This window comes from Segeticoccus rhizosphaerae (genome assembly GCF_005222685.1).
GTDB classification, from domain to species: Bacteria; Actinomycetota; Actinomycetes; order Actinomycetales; family Dermatophilaceae; genus Segeticoccus; species Segeticoccus rhizosphaerae.
The window spans coordinates 47,997-70,076 of the sequence record NZ_SWMA01000014.1; the positions used below are offsets into that span (position 1 = coordinate 47,997).

The following is a 22,080-nucleotide window of genomic DNA, read 5'->3' on the forward strand; positions in this document are numbered from 1 at the left end:
GCCAGGGGATCCGGGCGGAAGGTCTAACCGACGGTGAAGCGGGAGGAGACCTGGGCCGTCACGGTCTTGCCGTCGCCGGCACTGGTCGTGAAGACCCGCAGGGTGTAGGTGCCCTTCGGGAGGTCGCCGAGACCGATCTGCCAGGTGCCCCGGGTGGGACACGCGCTGGTCGCGGTGGTGGAGCCGGAGTCGACCAGACTGCCGCCGCTCCGCAGCTGCCACTGCGCCACGGCCTCGAAGGTGCAGGACTGTCCGGTGGCCACCACGGGGGAGGAGCCGTTCACGGTGGTGCCTGGTGCCGGGTCGTCGATCCACAGTGGGGCAAGGTCCTGGTATGCCGTGTCCGCACCGGGCCGGTCGTAGGTGCGGCTGGTCGGATAGCGGCCGAACAACGAGGTCGAGCCGTCGTCGATGGTGAAGCGGACGGGCGTGCTGCCCTGGCCGACCCCGGCCTGCACCGTCCAGACCAGCTGCTGGACCGCCAACCGGCTCTGCTCGGCTGAGAGTCCGCTCGCCGACCCGGGGTGGCTGAGGGAGACATCGATGCGGTTGCTGCCGACCTCCACACCGGTGACCTGCACCCCGGTCCACGGCTGCAGGTAGTCGGCCGACGCGACCGCCGGCCGGCTCATCGCCACCGACAGGGCAGCCTCGCCGAGCTGGGCCGGTGTGGCGCCCTCGGGCACCTGTCCCCTGACGAACTGCCGGAACAGCCCGAACCGTGCGTCCTCGCCTCCGTCCGGGCCGACGAAGTAGGCAGGAAGTGCCCGGGCCGCGGTCGAGGTAAGCTCGCTGCTCGGGGTGGTCGAGCGCGGTGGTGCGGTGACCGCCGGCGGGACGACGGGCACCGCGCCGGACCCGCTCGCAGTCGTGGCCCGACCGGGCGAGGTGGCCGAGGAATGGCTGGTGGTTGTGCGGTTCGGACCGCTGGACGGCGAGCCCGTCGGGGACGGTGTCGTCGGAGCACCGGTCGTCGGTGGCGTGGTGGTGGCGCTGGTCGACAGGGCCGGTGCCGGCAACCGGTCAGGTGGCTCACCGATCACGTTGTAGACCGCCCCGCCCAGGACGGCCACCGAGGCCGCGGTGGCGAGGGGGACGAGCCAGCGTCGGACGGATCGACTCTCGCCCAGCCAGCGGCGGGCTGTGCGGGCTCGGGCGGCTGCCAGGATCTGGGCGTGGCGCTCGTTGGGCTCGATCCGACGCGCCTCAGCGTCCAGGGCCGCGCGGAGCTCCCGCTCCAGGTCCCCGAACTCCCCGCCGTTCATGATGTCTCCTTCATGGCTTCGCGCAGTGCCGCGAGTCCGCGGTGTGCATGCGCCTTGACCGACCCGGGCGAGATGTCGAGGGCGTCGGCGATCTGGCTCTCGCTCAGGTCGAGGTAGTAGCGCAGGGTCAGCACCTCTCGTTGTCGTCGTGGCAGATCGGCGAGGCTGACCAGCAGGGCGTCGCCCTCGGTGCGCTCGAGCGCTTGCTCCTCAGCGCTCGGCCCCGCCAGGTGGTCGTGAGTGCTGTAGGTCAGCTCGGTGGAGAGGTGGCGCTGCTCCACGGCGCGGTGGCGCAGCACGGAGCGAGACCCGTTGACCACGCAGCGCCGCAGGTAGGCCAGCGCCTTGTCGGGCTCGGCCAGGCCGTTCCAGCGGGAGTGCATCGAGACGAAGGCGTCCTGCACGACCTCCTCGGCGACCTGCTGGTTGTGGAGCAGCAGCCACGCCAGGCGCACGAGCGAGTGCCAGTGCACGGCATACATCTCGGAGAGGGCCTCGTCGGCGGCCCAACGAGTGTCCCGCCCGCGGGCGTCGCGCTCCGCCATGGCCAAGCCTCTCACGCACTCTCCACGCGCGAGAGCGCTTCGAGGTTGACCTGGCCTACCCTCGTGCGCATGGACACGACACCTGACACGGCCGGGCGCGGGCCCGAGCCGGACTGCCTCTTCTGCAAGATCGTCGCCGGCGAGGTGCCTGCCGACGTGGTGCACGAGACCGAGCACAGCGTGGCCTTCCGCGACATCAACGCGCAGGCCCCCACGCACGTGCTGGTGATCCCGCGTGACCACCACGTCGACCTCGTCGCGCTCGCCACCGCCGCGCCCGACCATGCGGTCGAGGTGCTGCGCGCCGCCGGCGCGGTCGCCGAGCAGGAGGGCGTCGCCGGGTCCGGCTACCGGCTGGTGGCCAACAGCGGCCAGGACGCACAGCAGACCGTCCCGCACGCCCACGTGCACGTGGTGGGTGGACGCGCCATGACCTGGCCCCCCGGCTGAGCGGCGACGACAGCGTGAGGAACGAGCGAGGAACGAGCGAGGCCCGGAGCGCCGAGGAGTGCGACCACGAGGCTGAGCGGCGACCGCCGGGCTCGGCCGCACCGTAGACTGACCGCACGATGAGTGAAGACCACCCCGCGCCCGACGCCCCCACCCAGACGATCGTCATCCCCCCGGAGGTGTCCATGGTGACCCTCCTCGGGCCCCGTGACGAGATGTTGCGGACGATGGAACGTGCCTTCCCGCACCTCGACGTGCACGTGCGCGGCAACGAGTTCCACCTGACGGGTCCCAGTGCCGACATCGCGCTCGTCGAGCGGCTCCTGGACGAGCTGCTCCGAGTGCTGGAGGCAGGACAGCCGCTCAACCGTGACGCCGTCGAGCGGTCGATCGGCATGTTGCGCGCCCAGACCGCGGAGCGCCCCGCCGACGTGCTCACGATGAACATCGTCTCCAACCGGGGACGCACGATCCGGCCCAAGACGCTCGGCCAGAAGCGCTACGTCGACGCGATCGACGCGCACACCGTGATCTTCGGGATCGGGCCCGCCGGGACCGGCAAGACCTACCTGGCGATGGCCAAGGCGGTCGCCGCGCTGCAGGCCAAGCAGGTCAACCGCATCATCCTGACCCGACCGGCCGTGGAGGCGGGAGAGAGCCTCGGCTTCCTGCCCGGCACGCTCAACGACAAGATCGACCCCTACCTGCGTCCCCTGTATGACGCGTTGCACGACATGGTCGACCCGGACTCGATCCCGCGGTTGATGGCGGCGGGCACGATCGAGGTCGCCCCGTTGGCGTTCATGCGGGGCAGGACGCTCAATGATGCGTTCGTCATCCTGGACGAGGCGCAGAACACGTCGGCGGAACAGATGAAGATGTTCCTGACCCGGCTCGGGTTCGGCTCCAAGATGGTGGTCACCGGTGACATCACCCAGATCGACCTGCCCGGTGGTGCGACGTCCGGGCTGAAGATCGTGCGGGAGATCCTGCAGGACGTCGACGACGTGCACTTCGCCCAGCTGAGCTCGCAGGACGTGGTCCGGCACCGGTTGGTCAGCGCGATCGTCGATGCCTACGGGCGCTGGGACGAGACCCAGATCCAGCAGAGCGGGGGCTACCGCCCGCAGCGCGCGGCTCGCCGTCCGCGCTCGGGTGGGCCGCGATGAGCATCGAGGTCCTCAACGAGGCCGACCCGACGGTCGACGAGCACGAGCTGCTCGAGTGCGCGCGCTACGTCCTGGGGGAGATGCACGTCCACCCCCAGGCGGACCTGTGCCTCAAGCTGGTCGACGAGGCGGCGATGGAGGTGCTGCACGTCCAGTGGATGGACCTGCCGGGGCCGACCGATGTGATGAGCTTCCCGATGGACGAGCTGCGTCCCGGACGCGACGGCCAGGAGCCCGAGGAGGGCGTCCTCGGTGACATCGTGTTGTGCCCGAGCGTGGCCGAGCGGCAGGCCAAGGAGGCGGGTCACGCGACCGAGGAGGAGCTGCTGCTGCTCACCGTCCACGGCATCCTGCACCTGCTCGGCTTCGACCATGCGGAGCCGCAGGAGCAGGCGGAGATGTTCGAGCTGCAGCGGACGTTGCTGCTGACGTTTCTTGCTGGGCGTAGCAGGCAGTCGGACTCAGCCGGGCGCAGCAGGCAGTCGGACTCAGCCGGGCGCAGCAGGCAGTCGGACTCAGCCGGGCGTAGCGCCGGTGACGGCGATTCCCCCTCCTGAGGAAGCGTCATGATCACCCGTCTGGTCGTCGCCGCGCTGCTGTGCGTCGTGGTGGCGTTCCTGCTGTCCGCCTGCGAGGCCGCCCTGATGCGGATGTCGCGACCGCGCGTCCAGGAGCTGGTCGACGACTCCCGTCGCGGATCGGCCGCGTTGTCGGCCATCGTCGGTGACAGCGCGTCATACCTGTCGGTGGCGACCTTCCTGCGCGTCGGCGCCGAGTCCGCGGCGGCGGTCCTGGTCACCCTGGTCGTGGTCGACCTGGTGGACGGCTTCTGGTGGCTGCTCCTGGTCAGCATCGGCATCATGGTGCTGGTCTCCTTCATCCTGGTGAGCGTGTCTCCGCGCACGATCGGGCGCCAGCACGCGGACCGGGTGGCGCTCCTCTCGGCACCGCTGCTGGTGTGGCTGCGGCGGCTGCTCGGCCCGGTGGCCCGCGCGCTGATCGTCGTGGGCAACGCGGTAACTCCCGGCGAGGGCTACCGCGACGGGCCGTTCGACTCGGAGGCGGAGCTCCGGGACCTGGTCGACCTCGCCGGCGAGAACGCGCTGATCGAGGCGGGCGAGCGCGAGATGATCCACTCGGTCTTCGAGCTCGGTGACACGGTGGTGCGCGAGGTGATGGTGCCGCGGACCGACATGGTCACGATCGACGCCACGCATCCGCTTCGCAAGGCCATGTCTCTCTTCCTGAGGTCGGGCTTCTCTCGCATCCCGGCGGTGGGCGAGGGACCGGACGACGTGCTCGGCCTGCTCTACTTCAAGGACGTCGCCCGTCGCGTCAACGCCGACGACCAGGCCCAGTCGCTGCCGGTGTCGCAGCTGATGCGTCCGGCACACTTCGTGCCGGAGAGCAAGCCGATCGACGACCTGCTGCGCGAGATGCAGCGCGACCAGACGCACTTCGCCGTGGTCATCGACGAGTACGGCGGCACGGCCGGTCTGGTGACGATCGAGGACATCCTCGAGGAGATCGTGGGTGAGATCGCCGACGAGTACGACCGGGAGGCCCCTGGCGTCGAGCGGCTCGAGGACGGCCGCACACGGGTCCCGGCGACCATGTATGTCGATGACCTCGCCGAGCTCTTCCGCGTCACCATCGACGAGGACGAGGTCGATACCGTGGGCGGGCTGCTCGGCAAGGCGATCGGACTGGTGCCGATCCCGGGTTCGCACGCCGAGGTGGCCGGGCTGTCGCTGACCGCGGAGCGGATGGCCGGTCGACGCCACCGCATCGCGACCGTGCTGGTGGAGCCGGTGGGGGCACAGGACGACGCCGAGGGCGGACAGGACGGGACGACCGGCGTCTCGCGGCAGAGCAGGGAAGAGGCGTCATGATCGCTCCCCACAAAGAGCACCCCACAAAGCCACCCCACGAGGTTCTCCGCTCGCGGGCTCGCTGCGATACCTCGCGAGGACCCCGGCGGTCCTCGCTGGTGCCTCGCTCGGTACTTCGCGGGGACCCCGCTGTCCGCTGCGCTCCGATACCTGGCGGGCACCCCGCATGAAGCACGAGTTCCGGGCCGGATTTGCCTGCCTCGTGGGGCGGCCCAACGCCGGCAAGTCGACGCTGACGAACGCCATGGTGGGCCACAAGGTGGCCATCACTTCGAGCAAGCCGCAGACCACGCGGCACACCATCCGCGGGATCGCGACCACCGAGCGCGCCCAGCTGATCCTCGTGGACACTCCGGGTCTGCACAAACCGCGCACCCTGCTCGGTGAGCGTCTCAACGACCTCGTGCGCGAGACGCTGCTCGAGGTCGACGTGATCGGTTTCTGCCTTCCCGCCGACCAGCGCATCGGCCCGGGCGACGGGTTCATCGCCCGCGAGCTCGTCGAGCTGCAGCAGGCGAGGAAGGCGCGACCGGTCGTCGCGATCGCCACCAAGAGCGACCGGGTCGACAAGCAGCGCCTCGCCGAGCACCTCATCGCGATCGACCGGCTGGGGGAGTGGGCCGCGATCGTGCCCTGCTCGGCCACCCGTGGTGACCAGGTCGAAGAGGTGACCGAGGTGCTCGCCTCCTACCTGCCGGTCTCGCCGCAGCTCTACCCCGACGGCGTGCTCACCGACGAGCCGGACGTGGTGATGGTGGCGGAGCTGGTGCGCGAGGCAGCCCTCGAGGGGGTGCGCGACGAGCTGCCGCACAGCCTGGCCGTGGTCGTCGAGGAGATGCTCCCGCGCGAGGGTCGGCCGGCAGGCAAGCCGCTGCTCGATGTGCGCGTCAACGTCTTCGTCGAGAGGCAGAGCCAGAAGGCGATCATCATCGGCAAGGGCGGCACCCGGCTGCGGGAGGTGGGCACGACCGCGCGACAAGGCATCGAGGAGCTGCTCGGGCAGCGGGTGCACCTCGACCTGCACGTCAAGATCGCCAAGGACTGGCAGCGCGATCCCAAACAGCTGCAACGACTGGGGTTTTGAGGGGGCGATCCACTGATGTCAGCGGACGAGCGGTCTGCCGGCCTTGCTCGCGAGCTGGTCGCCATGGCCGAGGCGGACGAGGCACTGCGGGCCGAGCTCGCCGCGACGGGTGAGCTGTTCGACGGGTACGCCCCGGGGATGGAAGCGCTGCATCGCCGACACGCACAGCGCCTCACCGACATCCTGGACGACCATGGCTGGCCGAGTCCGGCTGACGTCGGCGAGCAAGCCTGCGAAGCCGCCTGGTTGGTCCTCCAGCACGCCATCGGTGACCCGCCGCTGCAGCGACGCGGTGCGATGCTGCTGGCCGACGCGGTCGCTCGCGGCGAGGCCTCGGCGGCGCGGTGGGCCATGCTGGAGGACCGCATCGCGGTGTTCGAGGGTCGCCCGCAGAGGTATGGGACCCAACTGGACTGGGACGAGCACGGGCAGCTGTCTCCCCACACGGTGGAGGATCCCTCCGGGCTTGATCAGCGCCGGGCGGAGGTCGGGCTCGAGCCCGTGCAGGCAGCGCTGCATCGCCTGCGCGAACGAGCTGCGGCGGAAGGCCAGCGGGCGCCTGCCGACCGGATCAGGAGCAGGCAGGAGCAGCGGGAGTGGGCGCGACGAGCGGGGTGGCGCGACTGACCCCTGCCGGCTGCCCGGCGGCGGCCCGTCCGAGCGGACTACTCGGTGAGGACCTTCACCTGCAGCCAGGCATCGTGGACCGCCTTGGTCTGTGAGCTGTCCGCACCGAACCGCGCGGTGGCCGCATCGATCGTCGCCGCGGCGAAGCCCGCGAAGTCGACGTCCTTGGCGATCTTCCCGCCGGTCAGCACGTCATACCAGATCTGCCCTGGCGCCTTCCACGCCTCGCCGCCGATCGCCACGGCAGCCAGGTAGAACGCATGGTTGGGGATGCCGGAGTTGGTGTGCACCCCACCGTTGTCGTGCTGCTGGTCGTGCGGCAGGTCGACGTAGCCGTCCATCGTGGCGGGTTGCGGGTCCTTGCCCAGGTGCGGATCGTCATACGCCGTCCCGGGGGCCTTCATCGAGCGCAGGGCGACGCCGTGGACCTTGTCGGTGAACAGCCCCTCCCCGATGAGCCAGTCGGCCTGGTCAGCGGTCTGGCCGAGCTTCATCTGCTTGACCAGGGATCCGAAGACGTCGGAGACCGACTCGTTGAGCGCACCCGACTGGCCGACGTAGGTCAGTCCGGCGGTGTACTGGGTGACGCCGTGGGTCAGCTCGTGCCCGATGACGTCGACGCTGTCGGTGAACGACCGGAAGTAGACCCCGTCGCCGTCACCGAAGACCATCTGCTCGCCATCCCAGAAGGCGTTGTCGAAGTCCTTCTCGTAGTGCACGCTCGCGATGAGGGGCAGACCCTCGTTGTCCAGTGAATTGCGCTGGTATGAGGTCCAGTACAGCGTCCACGTATCACCCAGCCCGTCGTAGGCCTCGTTGACCGACTCGTCCGGGACGGCGGCCTGCCCCTCGTCCCGCACCTGCGTGCCCGGGAGGTCGGTGCCCTGCTCGGCGTCGTAGACCGTGCGGTCGGGCGCCGGCTCCGTGGTGGTGGCCGGTGGCTCCTGCGTGGGTGCCGGGCGCTCCTGCGTCGGCAGGCTGCGTTGGGCCGTCGACTGCAGGTCCGGTGGGATGAGGCCGGACGAGGGGCGCCGGTCCGGCCTGCTGCGGGCGGCCCGGATCTCCCGGCGGTTGCGCACCGTCCGTTCGTGCAACAGCGTGTGCTTCGCCGCCTCGGCGACCCGGGGGTCCTCGTGCTTGGCCAGCTGCTCGAGCAGGTAGGGCGGCATGATCGAGCAGGCGGCGGAATGCTCCGTTGCGGTGTCCATGGCCCCACTGTGCACCCGTGCCCCGACAAGCGGTAGTGCCGCCGGCCGACTTCGAGGGGGTCAGGGGCGCAAGGGCTCGCACGGCACGACGTCGCCCGTGCAGCGCCCGTCCGGGCCCAGCATCCACCCCATCCGCTTGAGCGTGCGCAAGGTGACCGTGCTCTCCGCGAGCTCGAGCCAGGGGAGCCGTTCGCCGAGCAGCCGCTCGATCCGCAGCAGGTCGGGCAAGGATCGGGCCCAGACGCTGAAGTAGAGGTTGGTCGCGCCCGTGGTGGACAGGCACAGCCGCAGCTCGGGAAGCGTCGACAGGGCCTCAGCCGTGCGCTCGTGCTCCGCGATGGGCACGCGCGCGTGCCAGCCGCACAGGATGGGCCACTGGGAGGCGAGTTGGGCCACCTCGCAACGGAACTGCAGCATTCCGGAGTCCAGCAGCCGGGTGAGCTGACGGCGCACGGTGGCCGGGTTGCGGCCGCTCGTCCGGGCCAGCTCGGCCGCCGTCGCACGCCCGTCGTGGGCCAGCCCCTCCACCAGCGGCCAGGCCCCGGGCGGTGGGTCGCGGCGGCCCCCGGAGGCCGACGGCACCCGCAGCGACTCGAGGGACGTGCGCTGCTCGGCGTCGAGCGCCCGCAGCCGCCACCCCGATCCCTGACGGTGGATCGCCGTGGCGATGTAGGAGCGGTGCCGTGTCACGTGGTGCTCGCCCGGAAGGTCCTCCAGGAGCAAGGTGGTCAGCGAGGGCAGGTCGCGGGTGATCACCGTGAGCACGAGGTCGCAGCCGATCGCCGCCTCCTCGATCGACGCGACCCGCGGGTCGAGGCACAACGACCGAACCACGTCGGCGCGGGTCCCTGGAGCGCAGTCGGCCTCGACCATGGCCACGGTCATGGCCCCGAGCCACCCCGGGTGCGCCGTCACCCAGGCCAACCCGCCGGCACGCAGCCGCGCCCAGCGCGAGGCCCACGTGTGTGGCGTCGAGCCGAGGATCCGCGCGGCCTCCGCCCAACTCATGCGGGGCGCGATCTGCAGCGCGTTGACGAGCACGAGGTCGTGCTCGTCCAGCCGGGCGGTGTTCACGATTCACCTCATATCGGGGGCCGTGATGAGCAGAACGAGCGTTCTCGCCGGTAACAAACTCCTGCGACTGCACACTTTTCCACCATCCGGGCCACAGCGCACGGTTCACCCCCACCGACGAGACGGAGTTCTCATGGACCTGCTGGAGGACGCCCACTCGATGGGCGGTGACCTCGCCGACCTGCGCCGCGCTCTGCACCGGGAGCCGGAGGTCGGTCTCACGCTGCCACGCACCCAGGCGCGGGTGCTGGCGGCCCTGGAGGGCCTCCCGCTGGAGACCAGCACGGGGACCCGCACGACGTCGGTCACGGCGGTCCTGCGCGGCCGGGCGCCTCACGCGACGGACGCCCGGTCGCCGGTGGTGCTGCTGCGCGGCGACATGGACGCCCTGCCGGTGCACGAGCAGGTCGACGTGCCCTTCCGCTCCCGCCTCGACGGCGCGATGCACGCCTGCGGCCACGACCTGCACACCTCGATGCTGGTCGGCGCGGCCCGGTTGCTCTCAGCCCACCGCGACCACCTCGCCGGTGACGTGGTCTTCATGTTCCAGCCGGGCGAGGAGGGCTACGACGGTGCCGGCGTGATGATCGACGAGGGCGTGCTGGATGCGGCCGGCCGGCGGGCGGACGCGGCATACGGACTGCACGTCTTCTCCTCCGCGGTGCCGCAGGGGCGGTTCCTCACCAGACCGGGGACGATGATGGCCGCGTCCGACGAGCTGCACGTGACGGTGCACGGCGCCGGCGGCCACGGCTCCGCGCCGCACCGCGCCAAGGACCCGGTGCCGGCTGTCGCCGAGATGGTGACCGCGCTGCAGACCCTGGTCACGCGTCGGTTCGACGCGTTCGACCCGGTCGTGGTGACCGTCGGCCAGCTGCACGCCGGGACCAAGGCCAATGTCATTCCCGACGACGCGTGGTTCGAGGCGACCGTGCGCACCTTCTCGCCGGAGGCCCGCGCGCGGATGCAGGCCGAGGCTCCTGCCCTGGTCGAGCGCATCGCGCAGGCCCACGGGCTCGAGGCCACGGCTCGCTACATTGGGCAGTACCCCGTCACCGTCAACGACGTCGACGAGACCGCATTCGCCGCGGACACCCTGCGGGAGGTCTTCGACGGCACCCGGCACGAGCAGATGGCCGTCCCGCTCGGCGGATCCGAGGACTTCTCCCGGGTCCTCGCCGCCGTCCCGGGCAGCTTCGTCTTCCTCGGCGCCGCTTCCGACGGCGTGGACCTCGCGACCGCGCCCTTCAACCACTCCCCGCTCGCCCACTTCGACGACGCCGTGCTCGCTGACGGTGCCGCAGCGTATGCCGAGCTGGCCACCCGCCGGTTGGCCCGCACCACTCCCACGACCGCACCCTCCAGGACGGTGGCATGACCATGACCAACACCTCGCAGACCGACGTCGCTCCCGCGGCCCCGGCCGAGCAGAGCACGCTCAAGACGATCCTCGGCACCGGGGTCGGCAACGCCCTCGAGTGGTACGACTGGGGCGTCTACGCGATCTTCACTCCCTTCTTCGCGACCCAGTTCTTCGACAAGGCACACCCGGTCTCGGCGGTGCTGTCCACCCTGGCGGTCTTCGCGGTCGGTTTCGTCGCGCGACCGTTCGGTGGGTTCGTCTTCGGCTGGATCGCGGACCACACGGGCCGGCGGTTCGCCATGTCGGCGACCGTGGGCACCGCAGCCATCGGCAGCATCGTCATCGGGGTGTCGCCGACCTACGAGTCGGTCGGCGCATTCGCCTCGCTGATCCTGGTGCTCGCCCGCCTGCTCCAGGGCCTGGCCCACGGCGGCGAGCTCCCCTCGGCCCAGACCTACATCTCCGAGAAGGCGCCCGCCGAGCGGCGCGGCCTGTGGGCCAGCCTGATCTACGTGTCCGGCTCGATCGGCAACGTCTTCGGCGTGCTGCTCGGAGTCGTGCTCACCAGTGTGCTGGTCGAGAGCCAGATGGACTCCTTCGGCTGGCGGATCCCGTTCCTGGTCGGTGGTGTCTTCGGGCTGTATGCCGTCTACATGCGCAGCAAGATGACCGAGACCGAGGTGTTCGAGGACGACGTGGAGTCGGAGCCCGCGGCCGACAAGCCGAAGATCTGGCCGGAGATCGTCAGGCACCGCAAGCAGGCCGGCCAGGTGATCGGGCTGACCGTCGGGCTGACCGTCGCCTACTACGCCTGGGCGATCTCCGCCCCGGCCTACGCCATCAGCTCGCTGGGCATCGACGAGAACTCGGCGCTGTGGGCCGGTGTCGTCGCCAACGTCGTGTTCATCGCCGTGCTGCCGCTGTGGGGCAAGCTGTCTGACCGGATCGGGCGCAAACCGGTGCTGCTGACCAACGCCATCGGACTCGCCGTGTTGCTCTTCCCGCTGCAGTGGATGCTGAGAGGCAGTGCCTGGCAGCTCGCGCTCACCATGTCCATCGCGTTGATCTTCATCGCCGCGGGTGCCTCCATCATCCCGGCCGTCTACGCCGAGCTGTTCCCCACCCACATCCGAGCGATCGGGGTGGGGGTGCCGTACTCGATCTGCGTCGCCGCGTTCGGTGGCACCGCGCCCTACCTGCAGACCTGGATGGGTGACACCTTCGGGCGTTCCGCGTTCACCGGCTACACCCTGGTGCTGCTGATCATCTCGGCCGTCGTGATCTCCCGGCTGCCCGAGACCCGGGGCCGTCACCTGCACGAGGAAGCCGTCGACTCGCCGGCGTAGCCGGCACTTCCACGACGACTGTGTCCCCACTCGGCCCCGCCTCCCGCTCGTTCCACCATGCGGGACGCGGGGCCGAGCGATGGACGACGAGGGCAGTCACGGCATACGCTGTGTCTCGTGCGTATCGCGCCAGGAGCGTTGCTCCTCCTTCGCTGCCGCGGCGGGGCCCACTAAGACGGCCGCCCCTCGCCGCGGAGTCGTGTTGCCCAGGCCGGCACACCAGCAACAGCGGAAACGCGAAGACGCAGAGGCGAGAAGATGATCCACCCCCAGCAGCCGTCCGGTATGCCGATCCACAAGTACCGTCCTTTTCACGAGCAGATCGTGGTCGACGTGCCAGACCGGTCCTGGCCCGACAAGCGCATCACCCGGGCCCCGCGCTGGTGCGCGGTCGACCTGCGCGACGGCAACCAGGCCCTGATCGACCCGATGAACGCCGAGCGCAAGAGGCGGATGTTCGACCTGCTCGTGCGCATGGGCTACAAGGAGATCGAGGTCGGCTTCCCGTCGGCGAGCCAGACCGACTACGACTTCGTGCGGGAGCTGATCGAGGGCGGGCACATCCCCGACGACGTCACCATCCAGGTCTTGACGCAGGCGCGGGACCACCTGATCGAGCGCACCTACGACTCGATCCGCGGTGCCAAGCAGGCCATCGTGCACCTCTACAACTCGACCTCGGTGTTGCAGAGGCGGGTCGTCTTCGGGATGGACCAGGACGGCATCGTCGACATCGCCCTGCAGGGCGCGCGGCTGTGCAAGAAGCTCGAGGAGACCATCCCGGACACGACCGTCTACTACGAGTACTCGCCGGAGTCCTACACCGGCACCGAGCTGGAGTTCGCCGCGCGGATCTGCAACGAGGTCATCGAGGTCTTCGACGCCCGGCCGGACCGCCCGGTGATCGTCAACCTGCCGGCCACCGTCGAGATGGCCACTCCCAACGTCTACGCCGACTCGATCGAGTGGATGAGTCGGCACCTCGACCGCCGCGAGTCGGTCGTGCTGTCGCTGCACCCACACAATGACCGCGGGACCGCGGTGGCCGCGGCCGAGCTCGGCTACCAGGCCGGCGCGGACCGGATCGAGGGGTGCCTGTTCGGCAACGGCGAGCGGACCGGCAACGTGTGCCTGGTGACCCTGGGCATGAACCTGTTCGGTCAGGGCATCGACCCGCAGATCGACTTCTCCGACATCGACGAGATCCGTCGCACGGTGGAGCACTGCAACCAGCTGCCGGTCGGGGAGCGCCACCCCTACGGCGGCGACCTGGTCTACACCGCCTTCTCTGGCTCCCACCAGGACGCCATCAAGAAGGGCTTCGAGTGGATGGAGCGCGACGCGGCCTCCGCCGGCAAGACCGTCGACGAGATCCCGTGGGGCGTGCCCTACCTGCCCATCGACCCGCACGACGTCGGCCGCACCTACGAGGCCGTGGTGCGGGTCAACAGCCAGTCGGGCAAGGGTGGTGTCGCCTACATCCTCAAGAGCGAGCACCAGCTCGACCTGCCGCGCAGACTGCAGATCGAGTTCAGCGGTGTCGTGCAGGCCGGCGCCGACTCGGACGGCGGTGAGGTGGCTCCCGACGCGCTGTGGGCGAGGTTCGTCGACGAGTACCTGCCGGCCAAGGGTGGCCAGGGCCGCACGTGGGGTCGGTTCGCACCCCTCACGAGCACCATCGACAGCGACGCCGACGGCCGAGACCACCTGTCACTGACCATGCTCGACGGCGACCGCGAGACCACGGTCGAGGGCACCGGCAACGGGCCGATCAACGCGTTCATCGACGCGCTGGCGGGCATCGGCATCGACGTGCGGGTGCTGGACTACCACGAGCACGCCATGTCGGCCGGCGAGGACGCGCAGGCCGCCGCCTACGTCGAGTGCGCCATCGGCGACCGCGTGCTGTGGGGCGTCGGCCTGCACGGCAGCATCGTCAAGGCATCCATGACGGCCGTGCTCTCGGCGGTCAACCGGGCGGTGCGTGACCAGCCCGAGCTGGGCGGCGAGGCGCCGATGCACGACGTGCCGACCGGGCAGCCGGTCCGGGTGCCGATCGGCTGACCCTTCCTCCGCCCGTGGGCAGTGATCGTGGGAAAGGCGACACCGGAGCGCACCAAACCTCACGATCACTCCCCACGAGGGGGGATGACGTGACGTCCTGCTCGGTGCGGGCACGGGCGGCGCGGCTGGCGGACTGCGGCGCCTGGCCCGACGTGGCGCGTCAGTCGATGTCGGCGCTCACGATCTGCTCGAAGCGGCCGATGACCCCTGAGTCACCCTCTCGGGTGATCTCGCCGACGGGCGGCCGGTGCCACAACCAGCAGTCGAGGTCGGCGGCCGTGCCGCTGAGCGCGGCCAACGCCGGCTCACCGGTGTCACTCGCAGCAATGCCGATGTCGGGGTCGTCGCGGTCCTCGTCGGAGCCCGGGTCGTGCCCGACGAACCGGCCGAGGGTGACCAGCCAGCTGTCGCCCGTGTCGGTCGTGCGCAGCCGGATGGTGGCGCCCTCCTCGGGAACGAACCGGCCCCAACCGGGGTGACCGCCATACATGATCCGCAGCACCTCGTCCACGCCGTCGGCAGCGAGGGCCGGGTCGAGATCGGTGCGGGTGCCGGCGGTCAGCTCGGCGTCGAGCCGGTGGATCAGTGACTCGTGCGCCTGGCGGCGGCGACTGAACCCGGCCGTCTGCTCCTCGCTCCAGGTCCAGGCCCTGGTGCTCGGCGGGGTCTCGGCCAGCGCCCGCTGCAGCGCCCGGCTCGACTCGAGGTGGAACTGCTCGAGTCCGGCCCGGTCGGTCGGACGCGTCGGATGCTGCAGGGCCTCGACCTCGTCGCCGTCCGTGAGAGGCCCACCGACGACCTGCGACCAGAACCACTGCACCTCTCCGAGGTGCCACCACAGGTCGTCGGCGTCCCAGTCGGGGCAGGTGGGCACGCGGGCGGTGGGATCGGCGTCGTGGAGCGCCTCCCGGAACCGTGCGGAGTTTCGGGAAAGGTGGTCGAGGTAGTCCAGCTGGTTGCCGGGCACTGTCTGGGGATCTTCGGTGGGCATGACCGCACCGTAGCCACCGGAGGCAAGCGGGTCACAGCGCTTTATCGCCCTCCCGCGAGCCACTCCCGGGGTCGCAACAGGAGTCAGGGAGCCGGGCGGTTCGCCAGGGTCACCTTGACGGTGCTGGTCCTGGAGCCTCGCGCGTAGGTGAGGGGCACCGTGGAGCCCGGTTGCTGCTTGCGCAAGGCGGCCAGCAGGTCGGTCACGGTGTCGATCGTCGTCGCACCGAGCCTGGTGATCACGTCTCCGGGCTGCAGACCCGCCTTCTGAGCCGGGCTGCCCCTGGTCACGGCGACCACCAGGGTGCCCTTCGTCGTGGGCAGGTTGAACTGGTCGGCGGTCTGTGGCGTGATGTCGGCCGGCTGGATCCCGAGGAAGGCGTGCTTGACGTTGCCGGTCGCGAGCAGTTGGTCCGCCACGCTGGTCACCGTCGCGGCGGGCGTCACGAAGCCGATCGCGACCGCCCCGGAGCTCGGCGGCAGGTAGGCCTCGGACAGACCGATCACCGTGCCGTCGCCATCGGCGACGGCACCCCCGGAGTTGCCCGGCGAGATGGGCGCGTCGGTCTGGATCAGGTCGATCAGCCCCTGCGGCGCCTCCTTCGACGGGGGCATGTTTCGGTGCAGGCTGGAGATGATGCCTGCTGTGACGGTCTGCTCCAGCCCCAGCGGGCTGCCGATGACGACGTCGAGGGCTCCGACCACCGGCAGCGTGTCGTTGAACCGGGCCGCGGGCAAGCCGGTGCGCTTCGCCTTGATCACCGCGACGTCGGTGACGTCGTCGACGCCCACCACGCTGGCCCTGGCCCGTTTGCCGTCCGCGAACTGCACCTCGACCGTGCGGAACGGCTGCTTGTCCTGGCCCTCCACCACGTGCGCATCGGTGACGATGGTGCCGTCGGCCTTGTAGATGACCCCACTGCCCAGGCCGACCTTGCTGATGATGGTGACCACCGACGGCTCCACCGTCTGCACCACCTGGGGCACGACGCCGAGGCCGGGCCCGGCTTGACCTTTTCGCGGGGGAGTGCTGGTGGACGGGGAGGATCGCGGCGGTGCGGTGACCGTCACCGTGGCGGTCGGCGTCCCCGACGAGGCGGAAGAGCCGCCATCCGTGCAGCTGCTGAGGGCGCCGGCGGTGACCAGACCGAGGACCGCGCACGCCACGCGGCGCGTCGGGCGGTGTGCGGTGCGCGGCAGGGGACTCACCTTCGAGTTGCTACCCGATTCCTCGGCTTTCACGCTGGGCGTCCTGCGCAGCTGCAGGGTCAGCGGACGCCGCGGGGCCGGAACTGGATGCTGATGCGTGGACCGACCGGTTTGGCGGACTTCGGTATGGCGTGTTCCCAGGTCCGCTGGCAGGAGCCGCCCATGACGATGAGGTCACCGTGCCCGAGCACGTGGCGGAGGGTCCGACCCCCACCGCGAGGACGCAGCAACAGCGCCCGGGGAGTGCCGACCGAGACGATGGCGACTATCGTGTCCTCGGTGCGGCTGCGCCCGATCGTGTCGCCGTGCCAGGCCACGCTGTCGCGCCCGTCGCGGTAGAAGCACAGTCCTGCCGTGCAAAACGGCTCGCCCAGCTCCCCGGCATAGTGGCGACTGAGGGCCGAGCGGGCCTGCAGCAGCACCGGATCGGGGAGTGTGTCATCTTCGTCGTAGAAGCTGAGCAGGCGTGGCACGTCGACCACGCGTTCATACATCTGACGGCGCTCGCCGTGCCACGGGACGTCCCGGGCGAGGCGGGCGAAGAGCGCGTCCGAGCCGGTGACGAAGCCGGGGCGCAGGTCGATCCAGGCGCCGCGCGAGAGTGTCGTGCGGCGGACCGCCGGACCGAGTGGTCGCAACCCGACCTCGTCGACCTGGTCGAGCAGTGATCCCTGGAGCGCCGTGGCCATGGAGTCAGCCTACCGCACGAATTCGAACAGGTGTCTGATTCAGGAGTCCTCGAGGGGGCCCCTCGTCGGGAATGGTTGTCGGGGAGAGCAGGCGGCGTTTCTGGCCTCGAACCTCACCACCGTCGACCACGAGCGTGGACACCGGCACGGCATACCGCAATCGCAGGGGCGACGTAGGACAATGGCGCCATGCCCCTGTACCGCGACGCGGCGATCGTCCTGCGCACCCACAAGCTGGGTGAGGCCGACCGCATCGTCACCGCACTCACCCGGTCGCGGGGCAAGGTGCGCGCGGTGGCCAACGGCGTGCGGCGCACGAGGTCCAAGTTCGGCTCGCGCCTCGAACCGGGGATGGTGGTCGACCTCCAGTGCTACGAGGGTCGTTCGCTGGACACCGTGACCCAGACCGAGACACTGGCGCCGTATGGCGACACGATCGCCCGCGACTACTCCGCCTGGACCGCGGCGAGCGCCATGCTCGAGACGGCCGACCGGCTGACGGAGGAGGGGGAGCCGGCCCTGCAGCAGTTCAACCTGCTCGCCGGTGGGTTGAGCTCGCTCGCGGGGGCGGAGCACGACGCGGGACTGGTGCTCGACGCCTACCTGCTTCGCTCGCTGGCGGTCGCCGGGTGGGCGCCGAGCTTCGTGGACTGTGCCAAGTGCGGTGCCCCCGGGCCGCACCGGGCGTTCCACGTCGCAGGCGGAGGGGTGGTCTGCCCGTCCTGCCGGCCAGCCGGGTCGGCGGCGCCGCACCCGCTCACCCTCGAGCTGCTGGCCGCGCTGCTGAGCGGCGACTGGGAGCTCGCCGACTGCAGCGATCCGCGGCACCAACGCGAGGGCTCGGGCCTGGTCGCGGCGTTCCTCCAGTGGCACCTCGAGCGGGGCGTGCGATCCTTGCGTCTCGTGGAGCGGGCATGAACACCCCACGCAGTTCTCCGCTGCGCTCCGATACTTCGCGGGCGCCCCGGCCGCCGGCCCCTCACCCGTCCGGGGCCCGACCGCCCGCCATCCCCGCCGCGCTGGTGCCGCGGCACGTGGCCGTGGTGATGGACGGAAACGGCCGGTGGGCCAACGCCCGGGGCCTGCCCCGGACCAAGGGTCACGAGGCGGGCGAGTCGTCGCTGCTCGACGTGGTCGCCGGTGCGATCGAGATCGGGGTCAAGCACATCTCGGCCTACGCGTTCTCCACCGAGAACTGGAAGCGCTCACCGGAGGAGGTGCGCTTCCTGATGCGGTTCAACCGCGACGTGATCCGGCGTCGGCGCGACGTGATGAGCTCATGGGGGGTGCGGGTGCGCTGGATGGGGCGGCGGCCGCGCCTGTGGCGCTCGGTGATCAAGGAGCTCGAGGCGGCCGAGGAGATGACCCGGCACAACGACGTGATCACGCTGAACATGTGCGTCAACTACGGCGGCCGGGCCGAGATCGTCGACGCCACGAGGCGGATCGCGGAACTGGTCAAGGCGGGCCAGCTCAGCCCGCGCTCGATCGACGAGCGCACCATCGCCCGCCACCTGGACGACCCGGAGATGCCCGACGTCGACCTGTTCGTGCGTTCCTCGGGGGAGCAGCGCACCAGCAACTTCCTGCTCTGGCAGTCGGCCTATGCCGAGATGGTCTTCCTCGACACGCTCTGGCCCGACTTCGACCGGCGCGACCTGTGGCGGGCGATCCAGATCTACGCCGACCGCGACCGTCGCTACGGCGGCGCGATCGACTCCGCCTCCCGGCCCTCCTGATCGCAGGCGTCAGGAGGAGCGGGCGGCGCGTGCGCAGTCGGCGCAGGTGCCGAAGATCTCCAGCGTGTGGTGCACGTCGGTGAAACCGTGCTCCGTGGCGACCCGCTCGCTCCACTTCTCCACGGCCGGCCCCTCGACCTCGACCGTCGCGCCGCAGGTCCGGCAGACCAGGTGGTGGTGGTGGCCGGTGCTGCACTGCCGGTAGGCGGCCTCGCCGTCATCGGTCCGCAGCACGTCCACGTCACCGTCGGCCGCCATCGCCTGCAGCGTGCGGTAGACGGTGGCGAGCCCGACCGCGTCGCCGGACGCCCGCAGCCGGGCGTGCAGCTCCTGCGCGGAGCTGAAGTCGTCGGTCTGCTCCAGCAGCGCCTGGACGGCGGTGCGCTGCCGGGTCGGTCGTCGCCGGTTCTGCGCCATCTGCCTCAGCTGCTCCTCGTCTCGGCCGTCGTCTCGGCCGCCGTCTCCGACTCGTCGGCGGTCTGCGCGTGCACCCGCGGGTCGTGCTCGTCGTAGTGCCCGGCGTGGGGTGCGTGCCGGTGCCCGTCGTGCAGGTAGTCCACGTGGTCCCCGTGGGCGACGGCTGGGTGCCCACAGCCGAGGCCGTGCTCGTGCGGGTGGTGCTCGGCCCGCTGGTGGCGCCGCGACACCACTCGGGCGCGGACACTCGTGCCGATCGAGGCCAGCAGGAAGATGCCGATGGCGACGATGACGATGGTGCCTCCCGACGGGGTCTCGGCGTAGAAGGAGCCGGTCACTCCGCCGACGCTGGAGATCACGCCGATCGCCACGGCATACCGGATGGCTGTCCGGAAGCTGCCCGCGAGCAGCTGAGCGGCGGCGTTGGGCACGATCATCAGCGCGCTGATCAGCAGCAGCCCGACGATCCGCATCGACACCACCACGGTGACCGCGGTGAGGATGGCCAGCACCAGGTTGAGCGCCGTGACGTGCATGCCGGTGGCCCGCGCATACTCCTCGTCGTTGGCGACCGCGAAGAACCGCGGCCGCAGCAGCCAGGTTGTCGCGACCACGACGACGGCCAGCACGGCGAAGACCCACAGGTCACCGTTGCTCGTGGTCGTGATCGCACCGAAGAGGTATGCCGTGAGGTTGGCCGGGGTGCTGCTCGTGGACTTGCTGATGATCACCACGCCGAGGGCGATGCCGCCGTAGAACATCACCGCGAGGGCCACGTCCCCACTCGTGCGCCCGCGCGCCCGGATCAGCTCGATCAGCACGGCCGCGAGCACGGCCGCCACGAGCGCGGTCAGCACGGGTGCCGTGTCGGTGAAGACGCCGACCGCGACACCGGCGAGGGCGACGTGCCCCATCCCGTCGCCGATCAGCGAGAGCCGCCGTTGCACCAGGAAGACGCCCACCATCGGCGCCGCGATGCCGACCAGCAACGCCGCCAGCAGTGCCCGGCGCATGAAGTCGTAGTCGAGCAGCTCCGGAAGTCCCCCGAGGGTGGTCAGCGTGGTCAGGGTGTTCACGACTCGACTCCCCGCTTCTGGGCGGGCTGCTCCAGCGGACCGTGCGGGGTCGACAGGACCCCGGGCGCCTGCGACACGTCGGAGTCGTCGTCGTGGTGGTGGTGCTCGTGCGCCAGGATCAGGTCCTGCTGCCGCCGCTGGGCCAGGACGAAGTCGGCAGGCGTCCCGTCGAACCGCAGATGGCCCTCACCGACCAGGACGATGCGGCTGACGATGTCGCGCAGCGCCTCGAGCTCGTGCGTGACGATCAGCATGGTGGTGCCCTGGGCGGCGAGCCGGGCGAGGACCTCCGCGAGCACCTGCTGGCTCGCGGCGTCGACACCCGCGGTCGGCTCGTCCATGATCAGCACGTCCGGCTCGGCCGCGAGCGCCCGAGCGATCAGGACCCGTCGCTGCTGCCCCCCGGACAGGGTCGAGACGTCCTCGCGGGCGCGGTCCTCGAGCCCGACCAGGTCGAGCGCCCGGTCGATCAGCCGTTGGTCGGTCCGGCCCGGCCGACCCCACCACGACTGGTGGGGCAGACGCCCGATGGCGACGATCTCGGTGACCGTCGCGCGCACCGACGCCGACAGGGTGTGCCGCTGCGGCACGTAGCCGAGCCGGGTGAAGTCGCGGAACTGGCGCATCGGCGTGCCGAACAGCTCCACCTCGCCGCCGAGGTGGCTGTTGAGTCCGAGCAGGCCCTTGACGAGGGTCGACTTGCCGGAGCCGTTGGGCCCGAGCAGCGCGACCACCTCGCCCTGTCGCACGTCGAGGGTGACATCGGCGACCACCGCCCGGTCGGCATAGCCGAACGCCGCCGATCGCAGCGAGAGAATCGGCTCACGACCAGGCCCGCTCGCGGCTCCCGTGGTCACGTGGAGCACCCCTGTCCGGACTCCAGCGTCGCGAGGTTGGAGCGCATGATCTCAAAGTAGTTGCTCCCCGCCGACTTGTCGGTGATCCCCTCGATCGGGTCGAGCACCTTGACCGTGGCCCCCGTTTCCTGCGCGATGGTGTCCGCGGTCGCCGGGCTGACGAGCGTCTCGGCGTAGATCGTGGTCACGTCGTGGTCCTTGACGTAGCGAGCCACGGCGGCGATCTGTGACGGGTCGGGCTCCGCATCGGGGGACAGCCCCGTGATGCCGACCTGGTCGAGGTGGTAGCGCTGCGCCAGGTAGCCGAACGCGCTGTGGCTGGTGACGATCTCAGGCCGTTCGCAGTGGGCGAGTCCGGTGGCGAAGGCCCGGTCGAGCTTGGTCAGCCTGGCCTCGAACGCCTTGGCCCGCGCCCGGTAGTCGGCCTCGTGCGTCGGGTCCACGGTCGACAGCCGGTCGGCGATGGCGCGGCTGACGTCGCGATAGCGCAGTGGGTCGAGCCAGAAGTGCGGGTCCGTGGCCCCGGCTTCCTGCTCGTGCCCCTCGCCGCTCTCATGCTCCTCCACCTCGGCGCCGTGGTCGTCTCCGACCGCGGGCTGCAGCGCCAGGTCGAGCTTGGCTGCCGGGGCGACGTCGAGGGAGGTGTCGGGTGCCTCGTTCTCGACCGCTTGGTCGACCGCGGGCTGCAACCCGTGCTCGAAGACCACCAGGTCCGCCTTGCTGACCTCGGCGACGTCCTTGGGCGTCAGCTCGAGCTCGTGCGGCTCCGCGCCCGGCTTGGTCAGCCCGGTGACGGCCACCTGGTCACCGCCGATCTGCTCGGTCGCGAATTGCAGCGGATAGAACGCCGCGACCACGTCGAGGCGCCCCGAGGTGTCGCTCGACGAGCTCCCGCAGGCAGTCAGTGACGCGCTGAACGTCAGGCAGGCGCAGAGGGCGAGGAGGCGTCGCGGCATACGCCGATCCTGCGCTTAAATGAGAATGATTGTCAACTTCAAACGGTATGCCGGGTGGGC

22 protein-coding genes are annotated in these 22,080 nt (G+C 70.6%); 11 read left to right on the top strand and 11 right to left on the bottom strand.

Annotation, left to right across the window (positions count from 1 at the left end; genetic code table 11):
- Positions 1 to 23: 23 nt before the first annotated feature.
- Together FCN22_RS11335 and FCN22_RS11340 are read right to left on the bottom strand one after the other, a co-directional pair.
- Positions 24 to 1,265, bottom strand: coding sequence for a Gmad2 immunoglobulin-like domain-containing protein (locus FCN22_RS11335; protein ID WP_137121662.1), 1,242 nt, complete (start codon positions 1,263 to 1,265; stop codon positions 24 to 26).
- Complete coding sequence (locus FCN22_RS11340) at positions 1,262 to 1,825, bottom strand: SigE family RNA polymerase sigma factor (RefSeq protein ID WP_238384682.1); 564 nt, start codon at positions 1,823 to 1,825, stop codon at positions 1,262 to 1,264. Before FCN22_RS11340 ends, FCN22_RS11335 begins: the two co-directional genes overlap by 4 nt.
- 54 nt (positions 1,826 to 1,879) lie before the next feature.
- Between FCN22_RS11340 and FCN22_RS11345 the strand changes: the two genes are divergently transcribed.
- The 6 genes from FCN22_RS11345 to FCN22_RS11370 all read left to right on the top strand — a co-directional run bounded on the left by FCN22_RS11345 (position 1,880) and on the right by FCN22_RS11370 (position 7,032).
- Positions 1,880 to 2,260: a histidine triad nucleotide-binding protein gene (locus FCN22_RS11345; protein WP_137121663.1), complete on the top strand. Its 381-nt coding sequence runs from the start codon at positions 1,880 to 1,882 to the stop codon at positions 2,258 to 2,260.
- 119 nt (positions 2,261 to 2,379) lie between these two features.
- Positions 2,380 to 3,429, top strand: coding sequence for a PhoH family protein (locus FCN22_RS11350; RefSeq protein ID WP_137121664.1), 1,050 nt, complete (start codon positions 2,380 to 2,382; stop codon positions 3,427 to 3,429).
- The gene (gene ybeY, locus FCN22_RS11355) at positions 3,426 to 3,986 is read left to right on the top strand and encodes an rRNA maturation RNase YbeY (RefSeq protein WP_137121665.1); all 561 of its coding nucleotides are present in this window, start codon (positions 3,426 to 3,428) and stop codon (positions 3,984 to 3,986) included. The genes FCN22_RS11350 and ybeY overlap by 4 nt, the downstream gene beginning before the upstream one ends.
- Before the next feature lie 9 nt (positions 3,987 to 3,995).
- The gene (locus tag FCN22_RS11360; protein ID WP_137121666.1) at positions 3,996 to 5,321 is read left to right on the top strand and encodes a hemolysin family protein; all 1,326 of its coding nucleotides are present in this window, start codon (positions 3,996 to 3,998) and stop codon (positions 5,319 to 5,321) included.
- Between the two features lie 166 nt (positions 5,322 to 5,487).
- Positions 5,488 to 6,405 carry a GTPase Era gene (era, locus tag FCN22_RS11365; protein WP_137121667.1) on the top strand — a complete coding sequence of 306 codons (918 nt, stop codon included), beginning with the start codon at positions 5,488 to 5,490 and terminating at the stop codon, positions 6,403 to 6,405.
- Between the two features lie 15 nt (positions 6,406 to 6,420).
- Entirely contained in the window at positions 6,421 to 7,032 is a 612-nt protein-coding gene (locus FCN22_RS11370) for a DUF6624 domain-containing protein (RefSeq protein WP_137121668.1), read from the top strand.
- Positions 7,033 to 7,070: 38 nt separating this feature from the next.
- Here FCN22_RS11370 and FCN22_RS11375 read toward each other — a convergent pair whose 3' ends face one another.
- Together FCN22_RS11375 and FCN22_RS11380 are read right to left on the bottom strand one after the other, a co-directional pair.
- Entirely contained in the window at positions 7,071 to 8,240 is a 1,170-nt protein-coding gene (locus FCN22_RS11375; RefSeq protein ID WP_137121669.1) for a M4 family metallopeptidase, read from the bottom strand.
- A gap of 60 nt (positions 8,241 to 8,300) precedes the next feature.
- Positions 8,301 to 9,314 carry an Lrp/AsnC family transcriptional regulator gene (locus FCN22_RS11380; RefSeq protein WP_137121670.1) on the bottom strand — a complete coding sequence of 338 codons (1,014 nt, stop codon included), beginning with the start codon at positions 9,312 to 9,314 and terminating at the stop codon, positions 8,301 to 8,303.
- Between the two features lie 133 nt (positions 9,315 to 9,447).
- Here FCN22_RS11380 and FCN22_RS11385 point away from each other — a divergent pair, with 133 nt between their 5' ends.
- The 3 genes from FCN22_RS11385 to leuA all read left to right on the top strand — a co-directional run bounded on the left by FCN22_RS11385 (position 9,448) and on the right by leuA (position 14,087).
- Complete coding sequence (locus tag FCN22_RS11385) at positions 9,448 to 10,692, top strand: M20 metallopeptidase family protein (protein WP_137121671.1); 1,245 nt, start codon at positions 9,448 to 9,450, stop codon at positions 10,690 to 10,692.
- 2 nt (positions 10,693 to 10,694) lie between these two features.
- Positions 10,695 to 12,023, top strand: a complete 1,329-nt coding sequence (locus tag FCN22_RS11390; RefSeq protein WP_137121672.1) for an MFS transporter — start codon at positions 10,695 to 10,697, stop codon at positions 12,021 to 12,023.
- Positions 12,024 to 12,281: 258 nt separating this feature from the next.
- The gene (gene leuA / locus FCN22_RS11395) at positions 12,282 to 14,087 is read left to right on the top strand and encodes a 2-isopropylmalate synthase (RefSeq protein ID WP_137121673.1); all 1,806 of its coding nucleotides are present in this window, start codon (positions 12,282 to 12,284) and stop codon (positions 14,085 to 14,087) included.
- A gap of 160 nt (positions 14,088 to 14,247) precedes the next feature.
- Here leuA and FCN22_RS11400 read toward each other — a convergent pair whose 3' ends face one another.
- From FCN22_RS11400 to FCN22_RS11410, 3 genes are all read right to left on the bottom strand, one after another.
- Entirely contained in the window at positions 14,248 to 15,078 is an 831-nt protein-coding gene (locus FCN22_RS11400) for a maleylpyruvate isomerase family mycothiol-dependent enzyme (protein ID WP_137121674.1), read from the bottom strand.
- Between the two features lie 83 nt (positions 15,079 to 15,161).
- A complete protein-coding gene (locus FCN22_RS11405) occupies positions 15,162 to 16,286 on the bottom strand; it encodes a S1C family serine protease (protein WP_238384683.1) in 1,125 nt (374 codons plus the stop codon).
- A 59-nt stretch (positions 16,287 to 16,345) separates the two neighbouring features.
- Positions 16,346 to 16,975: an alpha-ketoglutarate-dependent dioxygenase AlkB gene (locus FCN22_RS11410; RefSeq protein ID WP_137121675.1), complete on the bottom strand. Its 630-nt coding sequence runs from the start codon at positions 16,973 to 16,975 to the stop codon at positions 16,346 to 16,348.
- 189 nt (positions 16,976 to 17,164) lie between these two features.
- Between FCN22_RS11410 and recO the strand changes: the two genes are divergently transcribed.
- Positions 17,165 to 17,893, top strand: coding sequence for a DNA repair protein RecO (recO, locus tag FCN22_RS11415; protein ID WP_137121676.1), 729 nt, complete (start codon positions 17,165 to 17,167; stop codon positions 17,891 to 17,893).
- Positions 17,890 to 18,714, top strand: a complete 825-nt coding sequence (locus FCN22_RS11420; protein WP_137121677.1) for an isoprenyl transferase — start codon at positions 17,890 to 17,892, stop codon at positions 18,712 to 18,714. Before recO ends, FCN22_RS11420 begins: the two co-directional genes overlap by 4 nt.
- A 9-nt stretch (positions 18,715 to 18,723) precedes the next feature.
- Here FCN22_RS11420 and FCN22_RS11425 read toward each other — a convergent pair whose 3' ends face one another.
- Genes FCN22_RS11425 through FCN22_RS11440 form a run of 4 tightly spaced genes read right to left on the bottom strand, consistent with a single transcriptional unit; the run spans position 18,724 to position 22,020 of the window.
- Positions 18,724 to 19,131 (bottom strand): Fur family transcriptional regulator, encoded by a 408-nt coding sequence (locus tag FCN22_RS11425; protein ID WP_137121678.1) that lies wholly within the window; start codon positions 19,129 to 19,131, stop codon positions 18,724 to 18,726.
- Positions 19,132 to 19,136: 5 nt separating this feature from the next.
- Positions 19,137 to 20,144 carry a metal ABC transporter permease gene (locus FCN22_RS11430; protein WP_137121706.1) on the bottom strand — a complete coding sequence of 336 codons (1,008 nt, stop codon included), beginning with the start codon at positions 20,142 to 20,144 and terminating at the stop codon, positions 19,137 to 19,139.
- A 59-nt stretch (positions 20,145 to 20,203) separates the two neighbouring features.
- Positions 20,204 to 21,064 carry a metal ABC transporter ATP-binding protein gene (locus FCN22_RS11435; protein ID WP_238384684.1) on the bottom strand — a complete coding sequence of 287 codons (861 nt, stop codon included), beginning with the start codon at positions 21,062 to 21,064 and terminating at the stop codon, positions 20,204 to 20,206.
- Complete coding sequence (locus FCN22_RS11440; RefSeq protein WP_137121679.1) at positions 21,061 to 22,020, bottom strand: metal ABC transporter substrate-binding protein; 960 nt, start codon at positions 22,018 to 22,020, stop codon at positions 21,061 to 21,063. The genes FCN22_RS11435 and FCN22_RS11440 overlap by 4 nt, the downstream gene beginning before the upstream one ends.
- Between the last annotated feature and the right edge of the window lie 60 nt (positions 22,021 to 22,080).

Bases quoted from the DNA above. Each gene is read 5' to 3' on its own strand.
- FCN22_RS11335 (WP_137121662.1), bottom strand. From the start codon at position 1,265: ATGAACGGCGGGGAGTTCGGGGACCTGGAGCGGGAGCTCCGCGCGGCC.
- FCN22_RS11345 (WP_137121663.1), top strand. From the start codon at position 1,880: ATGGACACGACACCTGACACGGCCGGGCGCGGGCCCGAGCCGGACTGC.
- FCN22_RS11350 (WP_137121664.1), top strand. From the start codon at position 2,380: ATGAGTGAAGACCACCCCGCGCCCGACGCCCCCACCCAGACGATCGTC.
- ybeY (WP_137121665.1), top strand. From the start codon at position 3,426: ATGAGCATCGAGGTCCTCAACGAGGCCGACCCGACGGTCGACGAGCAC.
- FCN22_RS11360 (WP_137121666.1), top strand. From the start codon at position 3,996: ATGATCACCCGTCTGGTCGTCGCCGCGCTGCTGTGCGTCGTGGTGGCG.
- era (WP_137121667.1), top strand. From the start codon at position 5,488: ATGAAGCACGAGTTCCGGGCCGGATTTGCCTGCCTCGTGGGGCGGCCC.
- FCN22_RS11370 (WP_137121668.1), top strand. From the start codon at position 6,421: ATGTCAGCGGACGAGCGGTCTGCCGGCCTTGCTCGCGAGCTGGTCGCC.
- FCN22_RS11375 (WP_137121669.1), bottom strand. From the start codon at position 8,240: ATGGACACCGCAACGGAGCATTCCGCCGCCTGCTCGATCATGCCGCCC.
- FCN22_RS11385 (WP_137121671.1), top strand. From the start codon at position 9,448: ATGGACCTGCTGGAGGACGCCCACTCGATGGGCGGTGACCTCGCCGAC.
- FCN22_RS11390 (WP_137121672.1), top strand. From the start codon at position 10,695: ATGACCAACACCTCGCAGACCGACGTCGCTCCCGCGGCCCCGGCCGAG.
- leuA (WP_137121673.1), top strand. From the start codon at position 12,282: ATGATCCACCCCCAGCAGCCGTCCGGTATGCCGATCCACAAGTACCGT.
- FCN22_RS11400 (WP_137121674.1), bottom strand. From the start codon at position 15,078: ATGCCCACCGAAGATCCCCAGACAGTGCCCGGCAACCAGCTGGACTAC.
- FCN22_RS11410 (WP_137121675.1), bottom strand. From the start codon at position 16,975: ATGGCCACGGCGCTCCAGGGATCACTGCTCGACCAGGTCGACGAGGTC.
- recO (WP_137121676.1), top strand. From the start codon at position 17,165: ATGCCCCTGTACCGCGACGCGGCGATCGTCCTGCGCACCCACAAGCTG.
- FCN22_RS11420 (WP_137121677.1), top strand. From the start codon at position 17,890: ATGAACACCCCACGCAGTTCTCCGCTGCGCTCCGATACTTCGCGGGCG.
- FCN22_RS11425 (WP_137121678.1), bottom strand. From the start codon at position 19,131: ATGGCGCAGAACCGGCGACGACCGACCCGGCAGCGCACCGCCGTCCAG.
- FCN22_RS11430 (WP_137121706.1), bottom strand. From the start codon at position 20,144: ATGCGCCGGGCACTGCTGGCGGCGTTGCTGGTCGGCATCGCGGCGCCG.
- FCN22_RS11440 (WP_137121679.1), bottom strand. From the start codon at position 22,020: ATGCCGCGACGCCTCCTCGCCCTCTGCGCCTGCCTGACGTTCAGCGCG.